General features: G+C 63.9%; 16 protein-coding genes. 9 read left to right on the top strand and 7 right to left on the bottom strand.

Annotated features, from left to right (window positions below; genetic code table 11):
* Positions 1-7 precede the first annotated feature (7 nt).
* From AC0L21_RS29225 to AC0L21_RS29215, 3 genes are all read left to right on the top strand, one after another.
* The gene (locus tag AC0L21_RS29225) at positions 8-532 is read left to right on the top strand and encodes an HPr kinase/phosphorylase (RefSeq protein WP_473265126.1); all 525 of its coding nucleotides are present in this window, start codon (positions 8-10) and stop codon (positions 530-532) included.
* 133 nt (positions 533-665) lie between these two features.
* The gene (locus AC0L21_RS29220) at positions 666-1,067 is read left to right on the top strand and encodes a PTS sugar transporter subunit IIA (protein WP_007597752.1); all 402 of its coding nucleotides are present in this window, start codon (positions 666-668) and stop codon (positions 1,065-1,067) included.
* Positions 1,064-1,381: an HPr family phosphocarrier protein gene (locus tag AC0L21_RS29215; RefSeq protein WP_007604995.1), complete on the top strand. Its 318-nt coding sequence runs from the start codon at positions 1,064-1,066 to the stop codon at positions 1,379-1,381. Before AC0L21_RS29220 ends, AC0L21_RS29215 begins: the two co-directional genes overlap by 4 nt.
* Before the next feature lie 15 nt (positions 1,382-1,396).
* Here the strand turns inward: AC0L21_RS29215 and AC0L21_RS29210 are convergent, their stop codons facing one another.
* The 3 genes from AC0L21_RS29210 to AC0L21_RS29200 all read right to left on the bottom strand — a co-directional run bounded on the left by AC0L21_RS29210 (position 1,397) and on the right by AC0L21_RS29200 (position 5,234).
* The gene (locus tag AC0L21_RS29210; protein ID WP_473265107.1) at positions 1,397-3,022 is read right to left on the bottom strand and encodes a glycosyltransferase family 39 protein; all 1,626 of its coding nucleotides are present in this window, start codon (positions 3,020-3,022) and stop codon (positions 1,397-1,399) included.
* A gap of 86 nt (positions 3,023-3,108) precedes the next feature.
* On the bottom strand, positions 3,109-3,879 hold the full coding sequence (locus AC0L21_RS29205; RefSeq protein WP_473265106.1) for a M15 family metallopeptidase: 771 nt from the start codon (positions 3,877-3,879) through the stop codon (positions 3,109-3,111).
* On the bottom strand, positions 3,876-5,234 hold the full coding sequence (locus AC0L21_RS29200; RefSeq protein WP_473265105.1) for a caspase family protein: 1,359 nt from the start codon (positions 5,232-5,234) through the stop codon (positions 3,876-3,878). The genes AC0L21_RS29205 and AC0L21_RS29200 overlap by 4 nt, the downstream gene beginning before the upstream one ends.
* Positions 5,235-5,474: 240 nt before the next feature.
* Here AC0L21_RS29200 and lepA point away from each other — a divergent pair, with 240 nt between their 5' ends.
* Positions 5,475-7,286, top strand: a complete 1,812-nt coding sequence (gene lepA, locus AC0L21_RS29195; protein WP_473265104.1) for a translation elongation factor 4 — start codon at positions 5,475-5,477, stop codon at positions 7,284-7,286.
* Between the two features lie 266 nt (positions 7,287-7,552).
* Here the strand turns inward: lepA and AC0L21_RS29190 are convergent, their stop codons facing one another.
* Positions 7,553-8,326, bottom strand: a complete 774-nt coding sequence (locus tag AC0L21_RS29190; RefSeq protein ID WP_473265103.1) for an SDR family NAD(P)-dependent oxidoreductase — start codon at positions 8,324-8,326, stop codon at positions 7,553-7,555.
* Positions 8,327-8,493: 167 nt separating this feature from the next.
* Between AC0L21_RS29190 and AC0L21_RS29185 the strand changes: the two genes are divergently transcribed.
* Positions 8,494-8,832, top strand: a complete 339-nt coding sequence (locus AC0L21_RS29185) for a response regulator (RefSeq protein ID WP_473265102.1) — start codon at positions 8,494-8,496, stop codon at positions 8,830-8,832.
* 20 nt (positions 8,833-8,852) lie between these two features.
* On the opposite strand, the gene AC0L21_RS29180 is transcribed toward AC0L21_RS29185, so the two are convergent.
* Together AC0L21_RS29180 and AC0L21_RS29175 are read right to left on the bottom strand one after the other, a co-directional pair.
* Positions 8,853-9,062: a hypothetical protein gene (locus AC0L21_RS29180; protein ID WP_027514367.1), complete on the bottom strand. Its 210-nt coding sequence runs from the start codon at positions 9,060-9,062 to the stop codon at positions 8,853-8,855.
* Positions 9,063-9,076: 14 nt separating this feature from the next.
* Positions 9,077-9,250 (bottom strand): hypothetical protein, encoded by a 174-nt coding sequence (locus AC0L21_RS29175; RefSeq protein ID WP_219679146.1) that lies wholly within the window; start codon positions 9,248-9,250, stop codon positions 9,077-9,079.
* Positions 9,251-9,720: 470 nt separating this feature from the next.
* Here AC0L21_RS29175 and AC0L21_RS29170 point away from each other — a divergent pair, with 470 nt between their 5' ends.
* From AC0L21_RS29170 to AC0L21_RS29155, 4 genes are all read left to right on the top strand, one after another.
* Positions 9,721-10,227 (top strand): GNAT family N-acetyltransferase, encoded by a 507-nt coding sequence (locus AC0L21_RS29170; RefSeq protein WP_473265101.1) that lies wholly within the window; start codon positions 9,721-9,723, stop codon positions 10,225-10,227.
* A 305-nt stretch (positions 10,228-10,532) separates the two neighbouring features.
* Complete coding sequence (locus AC0L21_RS29165) at positions 10,533-11,768, top strand: MFS transporter (protein WP_473265100.1); 1,236 nt, start codon at positions 10,533-10,535, stop codon at positions 11,766-11,768.
* Positions 11,765-12,931, top strand: a complete 1,167-nt coding sequence (locus AC0L21_RS29160; protein WP_473265099.1) for an acyl-CoA dehydrogenase family protein — start codon at positions 11,765-11,767, stop codon at positions 12,929-12,931. Before AC0L21_RS29165 ends, AC0L21_RS29160 begins: the two co-directional genes overlap by 4 nt.
* Positions 12,932-13,137: 206 nt before the next feature.
* The gene (locus AC0L21_RS29155) at positions 13,138-13,890 is read left to right on the top strand and encodes a hypothetical protein (RefSeq protein WP_473265098.1); all 753 of its coding nucleotides are present in this window, start codon (positions 13,138-13,140) and stop codon (positions 13,888-13,890) included.
* A 46-nt stretch (positions 13,891-13,936) separates the two neighbouring features.
* Here the strand turns inward: AC0L21_RS29155 and AC0L21_RS29150 are convergent, their stop codons facing one another.
* The gene (locus AC0L21_RS29150) at positions 13,937-16,102 is read right to left on the bottom strand and encodes a putative bifunctional diguanylate cyclase/phosphodiesterase (RefSeq protein ID WP_473265097.1); all 2,166 of its coding nucleotides are present in this window, start codon (positions 16,100-16,102) and stop codon (positions 13,937-13,939) included.
* Positions 16,103-16,158 lie beyond the last annotated feature (56 nt).

The following is a 16,158-nucleotide window of genomic DNA, read 5'->3' as shown; positions in this document are numbered from 1 at the left end:
AGGCAGCTTGGACGAAGGCGGCCCCAGCATTCACGCCTCGGCGGTCAAGGTTGGAGATCTGGCGGTGCTGATCCGCGGGCCCTCGGGCTCCGGCAAGTCGCGCCTTGCCTTCGATTTGATCATGGCGGGACGTAGCGGCGTGATCGAAAGGGCCGTTCTGGTCGGTGATGACCGTGTCCATCTGGCGACAGTCGGCCGCGAAATTGAGGTCCGCCCCGCCCCGGTCCTGGCCGGCCTGATCGAGATCCGGGGGCTGGGAATCCGCCGCTGCGACTTTGTGGAGCATGCGACCGTCGGCCTCGTGGTCGATCTGGACGCGGCGGATGCGGAGCGGCTGCCGCCGGCCGAATCCCTGAAAACAGCCATTTTAGGTGTCGCAATACCGCGAATCCCTGTGGGCCGCGACTATTTTTCCCTCCCTCTGGTTGTCGCGGCCTTGACCACTACCAAGAGTTCATCTTCCGTTAACCCTTCCGGCGATTGTTTGAAGGGAAATGGTAACCATATGAACCCCACACTCGCGACCGAATAGACCGGCGCAGCTCCCCTTATCCATCCGTCTAGATTCAGGGAGATACGCAACATCCCCTCTTGCGCGGGGGCTCTGGATGGTCAAAGTGGCGCGTTCGTGCGGTGCACCAAAAGCGCCCGCGAGGAGTTTTCCGATGATTGGTCTAGTACTTGTGACCCACGGGCGCCTTGCCGACGAATTCAAGGCAGCGCTTGAACATGTCATGGGCCCACAAAAGCAAATCGAAGCGATCACGATCGGCGCCGAAGATGATTCCGATCTCTGTCGAAGCGACATCATCGAGGCGGTTAACCGCGTCGATTCCGGCGATGGCGTCGCGATCCTCACCGACATGTTCGGCGGCACGCCATCCAACCTGGCAATATCCTGCATGAGCCGGCCGAAGGTCGAAGTGCTCGCGGGGATCAACCTTCCCATGCTGGTGAAGCTGGCCAAGGTGCGCGAGGAGCGTCCGCTCCCCGACGCGATCGCGATGGCCCAGGAAGCCGGCCGCAAATACGTCACCATCGCCAGCCGCGTCCTCGCCGGCAAATGAGCGACGAAGCGCCGCAAGCCGGGACGGGCGTGCCCGCGGGCGCGATCTCCAAGGATCTCCTGATCATCAACAAGCGCGGCCTGCACGCGCGGGCCTCCGCGAAGTTCGTCCAGGCCGTCGAGCGCTTCAGCGCGCAGGTCTGGGTGACGCGCGGCGGCGAAACCGTCGGCGGCACCTCAATCATGGGCCTGATGATGCTCGCCGCCGGTCCCGGCACCACCATCACGGTCGCCGCTGCCGGCGATGATGCCGAAGCCGCGCTCGCGGCGATCACCGAACTCGTTGAAAGCAAATTCAACGAGGAAGGGATTTAGGCGGCGCCGCCTCGATCACTTCCCCGGCGGCGCGATGTAGATGTTCCAGCTCATCGACGGACCGGCCTTGCCGTGGGTGAAACGGCGCGTCGTCATCACGATGCGCTCGGCATTCGGCGCAACCTCGGACACCCATTTCTCGAACGCCGGCAGGCGGCCGTCGGCCGGATCGAACACGCCGATGAAGCCGTATCTCTTGACGTCATCGGGCGAAATCAACCCGGACCCCCAGGTTTCGAGCGGCGTGAACGCGGCCGGATGATCCGGGCTGTAGAACACCATCGGCTGGATCGACTCCATGGTGCCGGCGACGACCGCCCAGCGCGAGGCGAAGCGCGCGTGCCAGGCCTGCGTCAGCTCGCGCGCGAGATCCGAGCGCGCGCCATAGGTCGCCGTGTTGCCGGCATTGGCCGCCATCTCCCGCGCGGCGATCCAGGGCGAGGCAATGAGCGTGGCGACGCTGAGCACCAGCCAGATCGCGACAATGTTGAACAGCGCCGCACTCTGCACCCGCAAGGCCGGGATCGCGACCAGCGCGAGCGGCACCAGAAAGAACAGCGAGATGCCCCAATCGGTTTTCATGTAAATGCTGAAGGCCAGCGCGCCGAGCGCGGGGCCGACCGCGACGATGATCTGGATGATCCAGACGTTGCGCGCCTGCGAAAGGTTCACGCTGGAATTCGCGCCGCGCGCCCAGGCCCGCGTGACGATGCGCGCGGGCGCATGCAGGAGCAGCCTGAACCAGGGCGGCACCAGCGCCATCGCCAGCGCGGCCAGCGCCACCGGCAATGCCAGCAGCGCGACATTATGCAGGGCATAGCCGGCCACGAGCTGATGCACCTGGCCGCTGTCCTCGAGGCTGTAGGTGTCGCCCGCATAGGTCAGCGGCACGAAATGCGCGTCCGCCAGCCAGACGATGTGCGGGATCATCGCAACCACCATCGTCGCGATCGCAATCCACGGCGCCGGCGACCACAGGAACTTCAATCGCTCCGGATGGATCAGCGCGGCAAGCCCGATGGCGCCGATCATGGTCAGCACCCAGTACTTGGTCATCAGCGCCAGCGCGCCGGCAAGGCCGAGCAAGGCTCCGGATTGCCAGCTCCGCTTCTCGAACGCATTGAGATAAGCGAGCACGAGGAGCGGCAAGGTGACCAGCTGGAGCAGGTCGGGATTGTACTTGAAGCCCTTGAAATTAAAGATCGGGTAGAGCGCGACCATCACCACGACCAGGAACGCGCGCCGCGCATCCACCACGCGCAACGCGATGAGCCAGCAGATCACCATACCGGTGCCGACTGTCGCCATCGCGAGCGCATAGGTCGCCCAGTCCGTCGGCGGGAACATTGTGAACCAGAGGCCGGCGACCCAGCCCGACAAGGGCGGGTGCTTGCCATAGCCCCAGAGGAATTTCTGGCCCCAGCCCCAGGCTTCCGCGACGTCCATGTGAACGTCTTGCGCGGCCTTGAGGTTGATCAGGATGAAGGTCCAGAGCACCGCATGCAGGATGGCGAGCTGGATCACCAGCCAGAGGCGCGCCTCGGGGCGGGTGGCGCTGGCAACCAGCCAGGCCCGGAAACGCATCAAACTCACCCGGGCTTTCGCGCGTGGCCGGGTGGAGGGGATCGATGTTGTAGACATGGCCGCTTGGGTAGCGCGTTTCGCGCTTGAGTGAAATCAGCTTGGCGTGAATGAATGACGGCCTGGAGCACGGAAACGATACGGAATCACCGGGCCAGTAGTTCCGGGCGATATTCAAAGTGCATCGTGTCGTAATGATACCATTTGCCTCCCCAGATGAACCCGTGGCGTTCGAAGATATCGACGATCTCCTGCGGCATCCTGTTCTTGTACGGGATCGACTTTCCGCGGCCCGCCCACAGCCAATAATCGGAATATCGCAGGTTCAGATCGATCGCGACGGCATAGCCATGCATGCTCATCTTACCGGTATCGGCGACCGGCCGGCACGACAGCACGCCGGCAATGGGAAAGGCTGCGGCCCTCAGCGCTGGTTCGAGCTTGTCGATTTCCGCCGACACCTCCTTGAGCCGATCCGCGACGCCATTGATCCGCGTCACCTGGACCGCCTTCCCCCATGATCGCGGCAACCAAGTGATGGTCACGAGATTCCGCTGCACCGCTCCAGCACGGCAGTCGCCATACATCTTCGTGAAGAACGCTTCGTTCCGGAATCTGCCGGGATCGGCGTTCAACGCGGGCGGCGCAGAAGCCCCTACGGGATAGGCCAACCGGAGCTGGTCGATGATCGAGGCATTGCGCAGCCGCTGGTCAAACGATTTGTCGTCGACACCATCGTCCACCGGCATCTTAGTGCCATCGCGCCACGAAATTTGCTTGCCATCGTGGCCGGTCAGGAAATCGGGATAGGCACGCACCAGCTGATCCAGAAGTTCGGTTCTGGTTTGAGCGTCCGCCGGCACGGACGCAGCCACCAAGGCGACGACGATCTGCGCTGCCCGCAATGCGATTGTCATCGACGCCTGCCGGCCTGATCGAGCAGCGCGGCATTCGTCTCCTCGATGGAATTGAGTTTCGGATTCCATGTGTTGGGGGCGTACCACGGGAAGCGTTCAAAACGGGCCTTGAGATCTGCCGCCTCGAAGTATCGCCCCCGCCGCGCGTAGATCTCGTTGCGTGCGATACGGATTTCCTCGTTCGACAGCCCGCGCAGATCCGCCGGCGTGAGCAGGCGTCGATCTGAATCGGGAAAGATGAAGCTGCCTTGAACCGGGCCGCCGGATTCATAGCGGTCGATCAGGGCGACGTTTGCCTTCTCGACGGCGTTCAGCGGCGGGTCCCAGGTGCGGGGTACATACCAGGAGAACTTGCTGAACCTCGCCGTCAGTTCGGGCGAGTTGAAGTAGCGCCCTCGCCGCGCAAAGATTTCGTTGCGGGCGAGGCGCAGCTCTTCCTTGCTCAGCGTCTTCAAATCGCCGTCGGCAAGCAGCCGGCTATCCGAATCCGGGAAAAGGAAATCCGATTGGGTTCTCGCAACCGGAGGTGTGGAAAGCGGAAGGTTCGCAGGGGGCGACGTGACCGTCGCCGGCACGTTGACCGGCGCGACCTGCACTGCAGGCGCACCTGAAAAGTAGAATGATCCATCGATCGGCGAGCTGGAGACCCAGGGCTGTTGCGAGCTACCGGTCGCGCGCTTGACGATGAGCCCCACCTGATTGAACGCCTGGAGCACGTCGAGCCCGGGTCTCTGCATCGTCTCGACCAGCGCCCGCGTGTAGGGGCTGTGTCCATCGGATCCGTCGAGCGCGACGTTGCCCGGTTGTGTGGCATAGGAGAGCAGCGTTCCCTCCGGCGCCCGGATTTGCGCCAAACCTCCGTCGGAGCCACGGAGGCCGCGACCACCGAACGGATTGTTCCTGCATGCATCGAGAATGACGATGTTCAGCTTGGTTCCTGCGCCGTCCATCTGCCGCAGCACCAGCGCGGCGTCGACCATTTGGAAATCCACATCGGACTCGCGCGTCGGATTCGCCGAGACCGGAACGAGATAGTTCGTGCCGCGGACCTGGATGCCGTGTCCGGCGTAATAGAACAGGGCGACATCTGCGCCGATCAACTGGTTGCCGAAACGTTGGACCGCATTGTCGAAGCCTGCCTTGTCCAGCTCGACCTGGGCGCCGCCGCCGACCAGCGTGAAGCCGAGCCTATGCAAGGTATCGGCCACCAGCAGCGCGTCATTCCTGGGATTTTCCAGCCGCGACACGTTCTGGTAGGCGGAATTGCCTATGACGAGGGCCACGCGTTTTTCAGCAGCGGCCGGGAAGGCGAAACACGCCGCAAACAACAAAGCGGAAAGGCGCTTCCAATGCATTGCCTGTTTCCATGACAGAAAGCCGGAAAACTAGCAGAGGCGGTCGCTGAAATCGATGGCAGGGAGGCTGGAGATTGCAGCGGCTGGCGGATCGATGCCGTCCACCCTCCTGGTCCCGCGGGAGGCAGGGCCGGCTGCCCCGTCCCGGACGCGCAGGCGCACTGCCGGACGCGCCTTCTGGGACGCAGCAGGACCAAGTGAATGGTTGCCGCACGGGGATGTGAGTGGTATCCCGCGCCCATGACGACCGTCCCCATTTCCAACATCCGCAATTTCTCCATCGTCGCCCATATCGACCATGGCAAATCGACGCTGGCCGACCGCCTGATCCAGATGACCGGCGGCCTCACCGACCGGGAAATGGCGGGCAAGGAGCAGGTGCTCGATTCCATGGACATCGAGCGCGAGCGCGGCATCACCATCAAGGCGCAGACGGTCCGCCTCGCCTACCGCGCCAAGGACGGCAAGGATTACATCTTCAACCTGATGGACACGCCCGGCCATGTCGACTTCGCCTACGAAGTCTCGCGGTCGCTGGCGGCGTGCGAGGGTTCCCTGCTGGTGGTCGACGCCAGCCAGGGCGTCGAAGCCCAGACGCTCGCCAACGTCTACCAGGCACTCGACAACAACCACGAGATCGTCCCGGTCCTGAACAAGGTCGACCTTCCCGCCGCAGAGCCCGAGAAGGTCAAGCAGCAGATCGAGGACGTCATCGGCATCGACGCGTCGGACGCGGTGATGATCTCGGCCAAGACCGGCCTCGGCGTGGCCGATGTGCTGGAAGCCATCGTCACCCGCCTGCCGCCGCCGAAGGGCGACCGCGATGCGACGCTGAAGGCGCTGCTGGTCGACAGCTGGTACGACGTCTATCTCGGCGTCGTGGTGCTGATCCGCGTCGTCGACGGCGTCATGAAGAAGGGCAGTCGGGTCCGCATGATGGGCACCGGCGCGGCCTATGACATCGAGCGCGTCGGCTTCTTCACCCCGAAGATGACGCAGGTCGACGAACTCGGCCCCGGCGAGATCGGCTTCATCACCGCCGCGATCAAGGAAGTGGCCGACACCCGCGTCGGCGACACCATCACCGACGACAAGAAGCCGGTGACCGAGATGCTGCCGGGCTTCAAGCCGGCCATTCCCGTGGTGTTCTGCGGCCTGTTCCCCGCCGACGCCGACGACTTCGAGACCTTGCGTGCGGCGATGGGCAAGCTGCGCCTCAACGATGCCAGCTTCTCCTACGAGATGGAGACCTCGGCCGCACTCGGCTTCGGCTTCCGCTGCGGCTTCCTCGGCCTGTTGCACCTGGAGATCATCCAGGAGCGTCTGTCGCGCGAATTCGATCTCAATCTGATCGCGACCGCGCCGAGCGTGATCTACAAGATGAGCCTGACCGACGGGCAGGAAATCTCGATTCACAATCCCGTCGACATGCCTGATGTGGTCAAGATCGCGGAGATCCAGGAGCCCTGGATCGAGGCCACGATCCTCACCCCCGACGAATATCTCGGCAGCGTGCTGAAGCTGTGCCAGGACCGCCGCGGCGTGCAGAAGGAGCTGACCTATGTCGGCTCCCGCGCCATGGTGAAATACGATCTTCCGCTCAACGAGGTCGTGTTCGACTTCTACGACCGCCTGAAGTCGGTCTCCAAGGGCTACGCGTCGTTCGACTATCATCTCACCGACTACAAGCCGGCCGATCTGGTGAAGATGCAGATCCTGGTCAACAACGAGCCGGTCGACGCGCTCTCGATGCTGGTGCATCGCACCCGTGCCGAAGGCCGCGGCCGCGCCATGGTCGAGAAGATGAAGGATTTGATCCCGCCGCACATGTTCCAGATCCCGATCCAGGCGGCGATCGGCGGCAAGGTGATCGCGCGCGAAACCGTCCGCGCGCTGCGCAAGGACGTCACCGCAAAGTGCTACGGCGGCGACATCACGCGTAAGCGCAAACTTCTGGAGAAGCAGAAGGAAGGCAAGAAGAAGATGCGGCAGTTCGGCAAGGTCGACATCCCGCAGGAAGCTTTTATTGCCGCGCTGAAGGTGGACAGCTGAGGCGAGCGCCTCGCCCGCCTCGATCGAGACGAGACAAGTTCGGTCCGCGCTATTCGGGCCAGAAAATAAAAATCGCGAAAACAACCCCATGCACAGTAGCGAGGGGCTTGTTCGGATTGAAGTTTTGATTTTCAGAATTTTGTTTGACCTGTCGGGCAAAACAGGGGCATAATGTCACCATGCAGCACGTGGCAATGCCGTGCGCATGAGACGCAGCATCGTCCTCCGAACGCTTTGGGAAGATGTGGACTTCAGCCGAATTGCTTCTACGTCGGAGGCAGCGTCACCCCCGTCAACTCGCCCAGTCTGTCCAGAAGCCGCTCCTGAAAATCGGGATCGGTCGCTTCGTGCGCCGGCTCCTGTTGGCGGATGTCATGCCAGTAGCGACCGCTGACCAGGGCGGCGGGATCATCGCTCACCGCCAGCCAGGTCTGCGTCCGTTGTCCGGTGACCACACCGACCGGCGCTCCGGCACCGCCCATTTTGGTGCGCGCCCAGCCGGGATCGACGGCGTTGCTCAGCACCTGCGGCCAACGCCGCGCCAAGGCAAAGGCCAGTGCGACCATGTGCAGCTTGCTCTCCGCGTACGCCTTGGCGGGATCCCAGGTTCGCCTCGTCCAGTCGAGATCGCCTAACGATCCCTCTCCGCCGCGATGAAGCCCGCTGCTGAGATACACCAGCCGATCGGGGCGCTTCATCAGAGCGGTGAGCAAATAGGGCGCGAGCGTGTTGACCGCCAGGGTGGAGGCGTGGCCTTCGGGCGTCGGGCCGCGGCTGCGCTCGGTATAGACCCCGGCGTTGTGAATGACCGCGTCCATTCGTCCGAGGGCGTTGACCTGATCTGCCACGTGCCTCGTCTGGGCGGCGCTCTTGAGATCGCCGATCACGACCCGTACGGAACGCGATTCAAGCTCGGAGATTGCCGCCGCACGTTCCGCCGATCGAGCGTGCAGGACGACCTGGTGGCCCTGTTCGAGGAGAGACTGGGCAGCTGCGCGGCCCAGACCGTCCGTGCTGCCCGTGATGAAGACGATTGCCATTGCCGCTCCTGTTCGATCCCCCCGCTTCGGTGCCTCCGTCGAAAGCTCAAGGAGAATGCAACATGTTCGACTGATCATGCCGCGCGCAGCTCGCTGCGAACGAAGACATCACAACCGAACAATCTTCCAGGATGCGCATTAACATCCGATAAGTTGGGAATGACCGCATGTCGAATTTCGTCATGCTGCTGGTCGAGGATGACTCGCTCCAGCGCGAAGTTCTATCCGACCTTCTCAAGGACGAAGGGTTTGAAGTCGTCGAATGTGCCACCGCGGAAGCGGCGGAGCTTATCGTGGCGTCGACGGGCACGGAGCTACGGGCGCTCATCACCGATCACAACCTCGCGGGCAGAATGACCGGGCTCGAACTCGCAGAGTACGCACGCAGTGCTCATCCGGGGCTCAACATCGTGCTGATGTCCGGGACAATGATGGCGCCGCTGCCGCCCAATACGATTTTTTTGCACAAGCCGTTTGCGCACGCCCATTTGCTGGCGGCCGTGTAGAACCAGGATGCCCTCGAGGGTCATCCGCCCGAATTTTCCGCGCCGACGGCGTTCTCGCTCTCCGGCACCGTCAGCCGGACAGAGTGACCCTGCCGCATGGCGAGCGACGCAGCCGCGACAGCCGCCTCGAAAGCGGCTTCCTTGGTCTGGTAGGTGTTCCGGATTTCGCCATCGTGGTCGACGTGCCAGGCACCGTCCCTGCCAACGATATCATAGGCTGCGAGGCCCATCGTCTATCCCTCCATCATGCGTCCGGTGTTGCCTTGGACGCCTGGGTGCTGCTCACCGGGTCCGACGCCGGGAAACTGTCCTTCAAGCCCTTTTCCAACTCGTCGTCCTTGGCCTTATCGCGTCGGATGCCACGTTTGAGATCTTCCGCGTTCTTGTCCGGCGGTGCCGGATCGAATTTCTCGGTCATGCAAGAGTCCTTTCATGACCTAAAACGCGTTGAGCTGATGACCGTTCCTCTCAAGGAACTAACGCAATCGCGGCTTGCTGTCGGCGGGAAAACCAGAAAAGCGCCCGCAGCGCTCATTTATTCAGGTTGCGCCCACCGCTACAACACATCTTGGGATAGTATTGCGCATTCCTTCCAATCAGGGGAATGCGATGAAAGCTTCGGTTTTTGCGCTAGGGGGCTTGATCATTTTGTCGATCACCGGAGCGAACGCAGCTCCCAAGGCCACTGCTGCCCCGACCACGGCAGCCAGCCCGGTCGCATGTTCCACCTCGGGTGGCGGCTTCGGGAGCTACCCGTCGGGCTGCCGAAACGGAGCAAACTTCAAGACCTACAATGAATGCAAGGAATCAGGCGTCAAGCGCGGCTGGAGACACGAAGACATGGCGTGGTACTGCAGCGGGCTGGGACTGCAATAGCGAGCGGTCATTGTGCTTTTCACGGCCGCGAACCCGGCGCGACGACTGGAGCGACCCATGGAATGCACAATCCGGCCCGCACTCGCAGATGATGCCAATGAGATCAGCGCGGTCATCTTGCGGGCGCTGCGGGAAACGAACGCGAAGGACTATGCGGAAGGGATCATCGAAAGGATCGCGCATAGCTTCAGTCCCGAAGCCGTACGGCGGTTGATCGGACTACGCACCGTCTTTGTCGCCACGATCCGCAGCCGCATCGTTGCGACCGCAGGTCTCGACGGAAATGTGGTCCGCACCGTCTTCGTGGCTCCCGATGTTCAGGCCCGGGGTATCGGCAAGCTGCTGATGGCCGAGATTGAGCGCACGGCGCGCGCACGAAACGTCGCTTCGCTGACCGTCCCCTCTTCCGTCACCGCCGAGACTTTCTACGCGCGGCTCGGGTTCAAGGCGGTGCACGACAGCCATCATGGTGACGAACGCACGATCATCATGGAGCGCCTGCTAAAGGACCCGATCTAGATCCAGCTTGGGCCGTTCTCTGGGATTCAGCGGCCTGATGCTTGTTGTCTGCCAACCCGTGCGCGTGCGCAGGGACGTCGCCGCGAAACGCATCACGCGCACGCGCAAGCTTTCAGGTGAAGCAGCCCGCAGGATGGATTGAGCTCTTGCGAGACCCATCACCCGACGAGTGCAGTCTAGAAGTTTGTGGGTTTCGCTTCCGCTCTACTCCTAGGGGCTGACACCGCAGCCTTGCCCTCTCCCGGCAGATAGGTCACCATCCCTGCTGCGCACCATCAACAAGACCAAAAGCGCAGAGGAAACGGATGAGTAAGCCATCAGGCTTCAACTACGGCTGGGTCGTTGTCGCCGCGGGTGCGCTGATGACATGCGTCGGCTTCGGCACGATGCTGTCCCTTGCGGTCTTCCTGCAGCCGATCTCGGACTCGATGGGATGGTCGCGCGCCGGTGTGTCGGCGGCGGCGACGATCGATTTCCTCTGCATGGGTGCTGCCGCGTTTGTCTGGGGCACGCTGTCGGACCGGTTTGGCACCCGCATCGTGGTTCTTGCCGGAAGCGTTCTGTTGGGGCTCGGTCTCGTGGCCGCGAGCCAGGCCGCAAGCCTGTGGCAATTCCAGCTGTGCTTCGGCGTGCTGATCGGCGTTGCCGCCGGCAGCTTCTACGCGCCGATGATGGCGCTCGCGAGCGCCTGGATCGAGACCAACCGCAGCCTTGCGGTGGCGCTGGTCTCCGCCGGCATGGGCGTGTCGCCGGTGACGATCGCGCCGACCGCAAGCTGGCTGATCACCGCCTACGACTGGCGCACCGCGATGCTGGTGATCGGCATCGCGGCGTGGGCGCTGCTGATCCCCGCCAGCTTCCTGGTGCGCTCCGCGCCGGCAGCGAATGGGCCCACAACGGCGAATGCCGCGCCGGAGATGGAGTTGACCGGGTCGCAGGCGCTGCGCACGCCGCAATTCATCGCGCTCGCGGCGGCGCATTTCGCCTGCTGCGCCGCGCATTCCGGCCCGATCTTCCACATGGTATCCTATGCGATGGTGTGCGGCATCGCCCCGCTCACGGCGGTGACGGTCTACAGCGTCGCCGGTGTCTCCGGGCTTGGCGGGCGCCTGCTGCTTGGCGCGGCTGCCGATCGCATCGGCGCCAAACCGGTGCTGGTCGCCGGGCTGTTCGTGCAGGCGATGTGCATCGCGACTTATCTCGCGGTGGCCCAGCTCGGCGAATTCTACGCGCTGTCCGTCGTGTTCGGTCTCGCCTATGGCGGGGTGATGCCGCTCTATGCGGTGCTGGTCCGCGAGTTCTTCGGCGCGCGCATCATGGGCACGGTGTTCGGCGCGGTGTCGGCCTTCGCGAGCCTCGGCATGGCAATCGGGCCGTGGGCCGGCGGTCTCGTGTTCGACAATTTCCAGCGCTACACATGGTTGCATGCGGGCTCCTTCGCCATCGGGCTCTCCGCCGTCGCGGTGGCACTGAGCTTCCCGACCAGACGCAAGGAAACGCTCGATCTTGGCCGCGCCGCGGCCTGGCGAGGTGGCTCATGAACAGGCCGCAAGTCTTCGATCAAGGCCATGATCTCGTCGAACGCGCCCGCGCCATCGCGCCACTGATCGCGGGCGAGGCCGACGAGATCGAGCGGTCGCGGCGGCTGACGCCGGCCGTCGTCTCTGCGCTGATCGAGAACGAGCTCTATCGCGCGCTGCTGCCGCAGAGTCTTGGCGGCGTCGAAGCCGCGCCGGAAGCCTTCATGCAGATGCTGGAGGAGATCGCGAAAGCGGATGCTTCCACCGCCTGGTGCCTCGGCCAATGCAGCGTCTGCGCGATGATCGCAGCTTCGCTCGACCACGACACCGCGCAGGAGATCTTCAACACGGCGCCGGGCATTCTCGCGTGGGGCGCGATCGCGCATGAGGCGCGCATCGTCGAGGGCGGCTATCGCGTCACGGCGCGCTGGGACTTTGCCTCGGGCTCGCGGCAGGCGAGCTGGCTCGGGGCGCATGTCCGCATCGTCGGGGCCGACGGCGCGCCGCGGAAAAATGCAGACGGCTCGGCGGAGGTGCGCACCATCCTGTTTCCGGTCGCGAGCGCCGTGCTGCACGACGTCTGGCAGGCGATCGGGCTCGCCGGCACCGGCACCGATTCCTACGAGGTCGCCGACCTGTTCATCCCCCAGCGCTTCACCGCGTTTCGCGACGTGCCGTCCGCGCTACGCGAGCAGGGTCCGGTTTACAGGATCGGCACCGGCTCGACGTTCAGCCTCGGCTTTGCCGCGGTGTCGCTCGGCGTGGCACGGGCCACGCTGGATGCCGCAATTGCACTGGCGCGCGGCAAGCATCAGTCGCTGGCGGCCAACGCCATGCACGACAACCAGGCGGTCCAGGGCCTGATCGGCCGCACCGAGGGGGACCTGCGGGCCGCGCGCGCTTATCTCTATGCGACGGCAAGTGCGATGTGGCGCGATCTCTGCGCGACCGGCGCGTACAGCGCGGCGCATCGGAGCTCGGTTCGCCTCGCCGCGACCTGGACCATCCACCAGTCGGCCAAGGTGGTCGACACCGCCTATCACATGTCCGGCGCCACGGCCGTATTCCGCAGCAATCCGTTCGAGCGACGGTTTCGCGACATGCACGCCATCGCCCAGCAGATCCAGGCGCGCGACACGCATTACGAGGATGTCGGTAAGATGATCCTTTCAGGGGACCGCTGACGTCGACCAGTTACGAAAGTGCACGCACGCTGACCTATATTGAGCTCACCATCCGGCGTCTTCGCCGCTGAACCTTTGCGGATTTCCTCGGACCAATTTCTATAGCTACAAAAACGACGGCTTTTCCGCCGTGACCGCGCCGACCATTTGGAAGTGATGATTCGAATTGTTTTTTGCGCGCTGCATTTGCGCAAGAGAGGTCCGTTATGGGCCGAACAGCTGGCAGGAAAGTCAGTTGCCATGCCATTCAGGGGCGTTCGCCGGGATGGCACCATGGTGGCATTCTCATTGTTGCCACCCTCTGCATCGCATGCACTCTCCTGTTTGCGAGCGAAGCCGTGGCTCAATGCTCGGCGCGAGACGTCCTGCGGAATCAGCTGAAGCTCAAGCAGGCGCCGTCTGATCGGCCGCAAGTCCCAATCAAATCCGCCGTCGATCTCCCCGCGTGGAAGACGATCCGGATCGGGACGTTTGCAAACTTCTTCGCCCTCAGCAACGCTTTGGATACGGCAGGTTGCGGCATCGGAAACTCGGCTGGCGAAATTCTCGCGCGGCCGACGTTTACCGTTAGCGCCACGAAAACGAGCGTAGAGCTTTTCACGGTGTCGGCAGCCGAATTGGGCTTTCGGACCGACACGGCGTTGCTGGCGGATATCTACGCGCGCGCCAAACAGTTGGGTTTCGGCTTGGCGGCTGCAGAAGTCGGACCCCAACTGAGGCTTCAATATTTCGACCAGCCGATCGGTGAGTTTCTCATCATCGGAATGGAGCCAATCAGGACCTGGCAAGGCGCGCCCGTCATCTTGAATGTCGCCAATGGCGGCGCGGGACTCATCCTCATCGGCCAGGATGGCAGCGCCGACGCACAGATCCCCGCGGCATCCCGCTTCGTATTCGTGCGGAGCAACCAAACCGCTCCTGCCGAGGGGCATGAGGCCGTATCGCTTGTCGGTCACTGAACTTTCAGCTGTGCGCAGATCAAGACGCAAGCCGACATCCCGCAGCCTAGGCCACCAGCGCAGCGTCTTCCTCGCCTACTCCATCGATGCCCCGTTGCGCGGCGAGCAGGCTGATGATCTCCGCATTCGGCCGGGCCTTGCTGAACAGAAACCCCTGGCCTTCGTCGCAGCCCTCAGTGCGGAGGCAGCTCAGCTCGGCCTCGGTCTCGACGCCTTCGGCGGTGATGGTGACGCCGAGGCCTTTGCCGAGGCTGACGATGGAGCGGATGATCGCCTGGGCCTCGCGATTGGCGCCGAGATCGCGCACGAAGGACTGGTCGATCTTGATCTTGTCGAAGGGGAAGCTGCGCAGATAGCTCAGGCTGGAATAGCCGGTTCCGAAATCGTCCATCGAGATGCGCACGCCGAGCGCGCGCAGCGCATGCAACGTCGCCAGCACCTGGGCGCTCTTTTCCAGCAGCAGCGTCTCCGTGATCTCGAGCTCGAGCCGCCGCGGCGGCAGGCCGGAATGCTTCAGCGCATCCGTCACCACCGAAAGCAGATTGCCGCTGCGGAACTGGAGCGGCGACAGGTTGACGGCGACGCGGACGTCGTCCGGCCAGGTGGCGGCGTCGTGACAGGCTCGGCGCAGCATCAAACCGCCGAGCGGATTGATCAGCCCGGTTTCTTCCGCAACCGGAATGAACTCGGCCGGCGAGACCATGCCGCGCTCGGCATGCGGCCAGCGCACCAGCGCCTCGAAGCCGGTGATGCGGCCGCTCTGGAGGTCGATCAGCGGCTGGTAGTACGGCCGGAGCACGTCGTTCTGGATCGCGTCGCGCAGCTCGACCTCGATCTTGCGGCGGGTCTGCGCTTTCGCATCGAGCGCCGCCTCGAAGAACGCGAACGAGCCGCGCGCATCCAGCTTGGCACGCGACAGCGCCATGTCGGCACTCTTGAGCAGCTTTTCGGAATCGTCGCCGTCGCCCGGCGCCATCGCGATGCCGATGGAGGCGCTGATCACCACGGAATGGCCGTCGAGCAGATAGGGATCGGCGATGGCTTCGAGCAGGCGCTTGGCCAACAGCACCGCATCCTCGGGACGCGTCAGGCCGCTCTGCACGATCGCGAACTCGTCCGAGTTCAACCTCGCCAGCGCGTCCTCCTCGCGCAAGGTCGAACGCAGCCGCTTGGCGACGCCGCGCAGCAGCTTGTCGCCGACCGCGTGCCCCAGCGTGTCGTTGACCGCCTTGAAATTGTCGAGCCCCAGCATCAGCAGGGCGACCTTGTCGGTGCTGCGCCTCGTATGCAGCAGCATCTCGTCGACCTGCTGGCGCAGCAGATTGCGGTTTGGCAGACCGGTCAGCCCGTCATGCTGGGCCATGAAGGCGAGCCGCGCCTCGGCGCGCTTGCGCTCGGTGATGTCCATCAGCGCGAGCAGCACCGCGGGCCGCTCGGCATAGGTCAGTTCGCGGGAATAGATCGCAAGGTCGATCAACGCGCCGTCGGCCTTGACGTGCTTCCAGGTGCGTCCGGCCTGCTCCTCACCGGCCGAAGCGGCGGTCCAGGGCGGCTCACTGTCGAAAGCCTGAAGGGAGCGGATCGTCAGCCGCTCGAAGTCGGCGCGGCTGTAGCCGTAATGGGCGACCGCGGCATCGTTGACGCCGAGGATGCGCTCGTCGTCCAGCGCGCAGACGATCATGGGGACCGGATTGCCGTCGAACAGCAGGCGGAACGAGGCCTCGCGCTGCTTCAACTCGGTGATGTCGACGCGCAGGCCGACGACGCCGCCGTCGTCGGTCAGCCGCTCGTCGATCAGGATGACGCGGCCGTCCGCCAGCTTCTGCTCGTGGCGCGAGCCGGGCTGATAGAGCTTTTGCAGCCGCTCGGCGATCCATTCTTCCTCATGGCCGGCGGCCTCGGGATAGTCGCCGCGGGCGACGCCGATGCGCAGCGTGTCCTCGAGGCGCGCGCCTTCCTCGAACAGATCGGCAGTCTTGCTGTAGATTTCCGCGTATTGCTTGTTCCAGAGGACGTAGCGGCCTTCGGCATCGAGAAACACGATGCCTTGCGGCAGAATGTCGATGGCCTGGCGCAGGCGCTCATGGGATTTGCGCGCTTCCGCGATCGCGGCCTCGGCACGGCCGCGCAGAACTTCGTCGCGTTCGAACGGAGGATGAGGGGCGCGCGCAAAGCGCGGCTTGCGCGGGTGCAGGCCGGACCTGCCAAGCACGCCGCCCTTTCGCTTTTTCGGCTTTCGAAACCCCAAACTCAACTTCACTCGTCCCA

This window comes from Bradyrhizobium sp. WSM4873, assembly GCF_055811355.1.
This window is presented reverse-complemented; position numbering and strand designations above follow the sequence as displayed.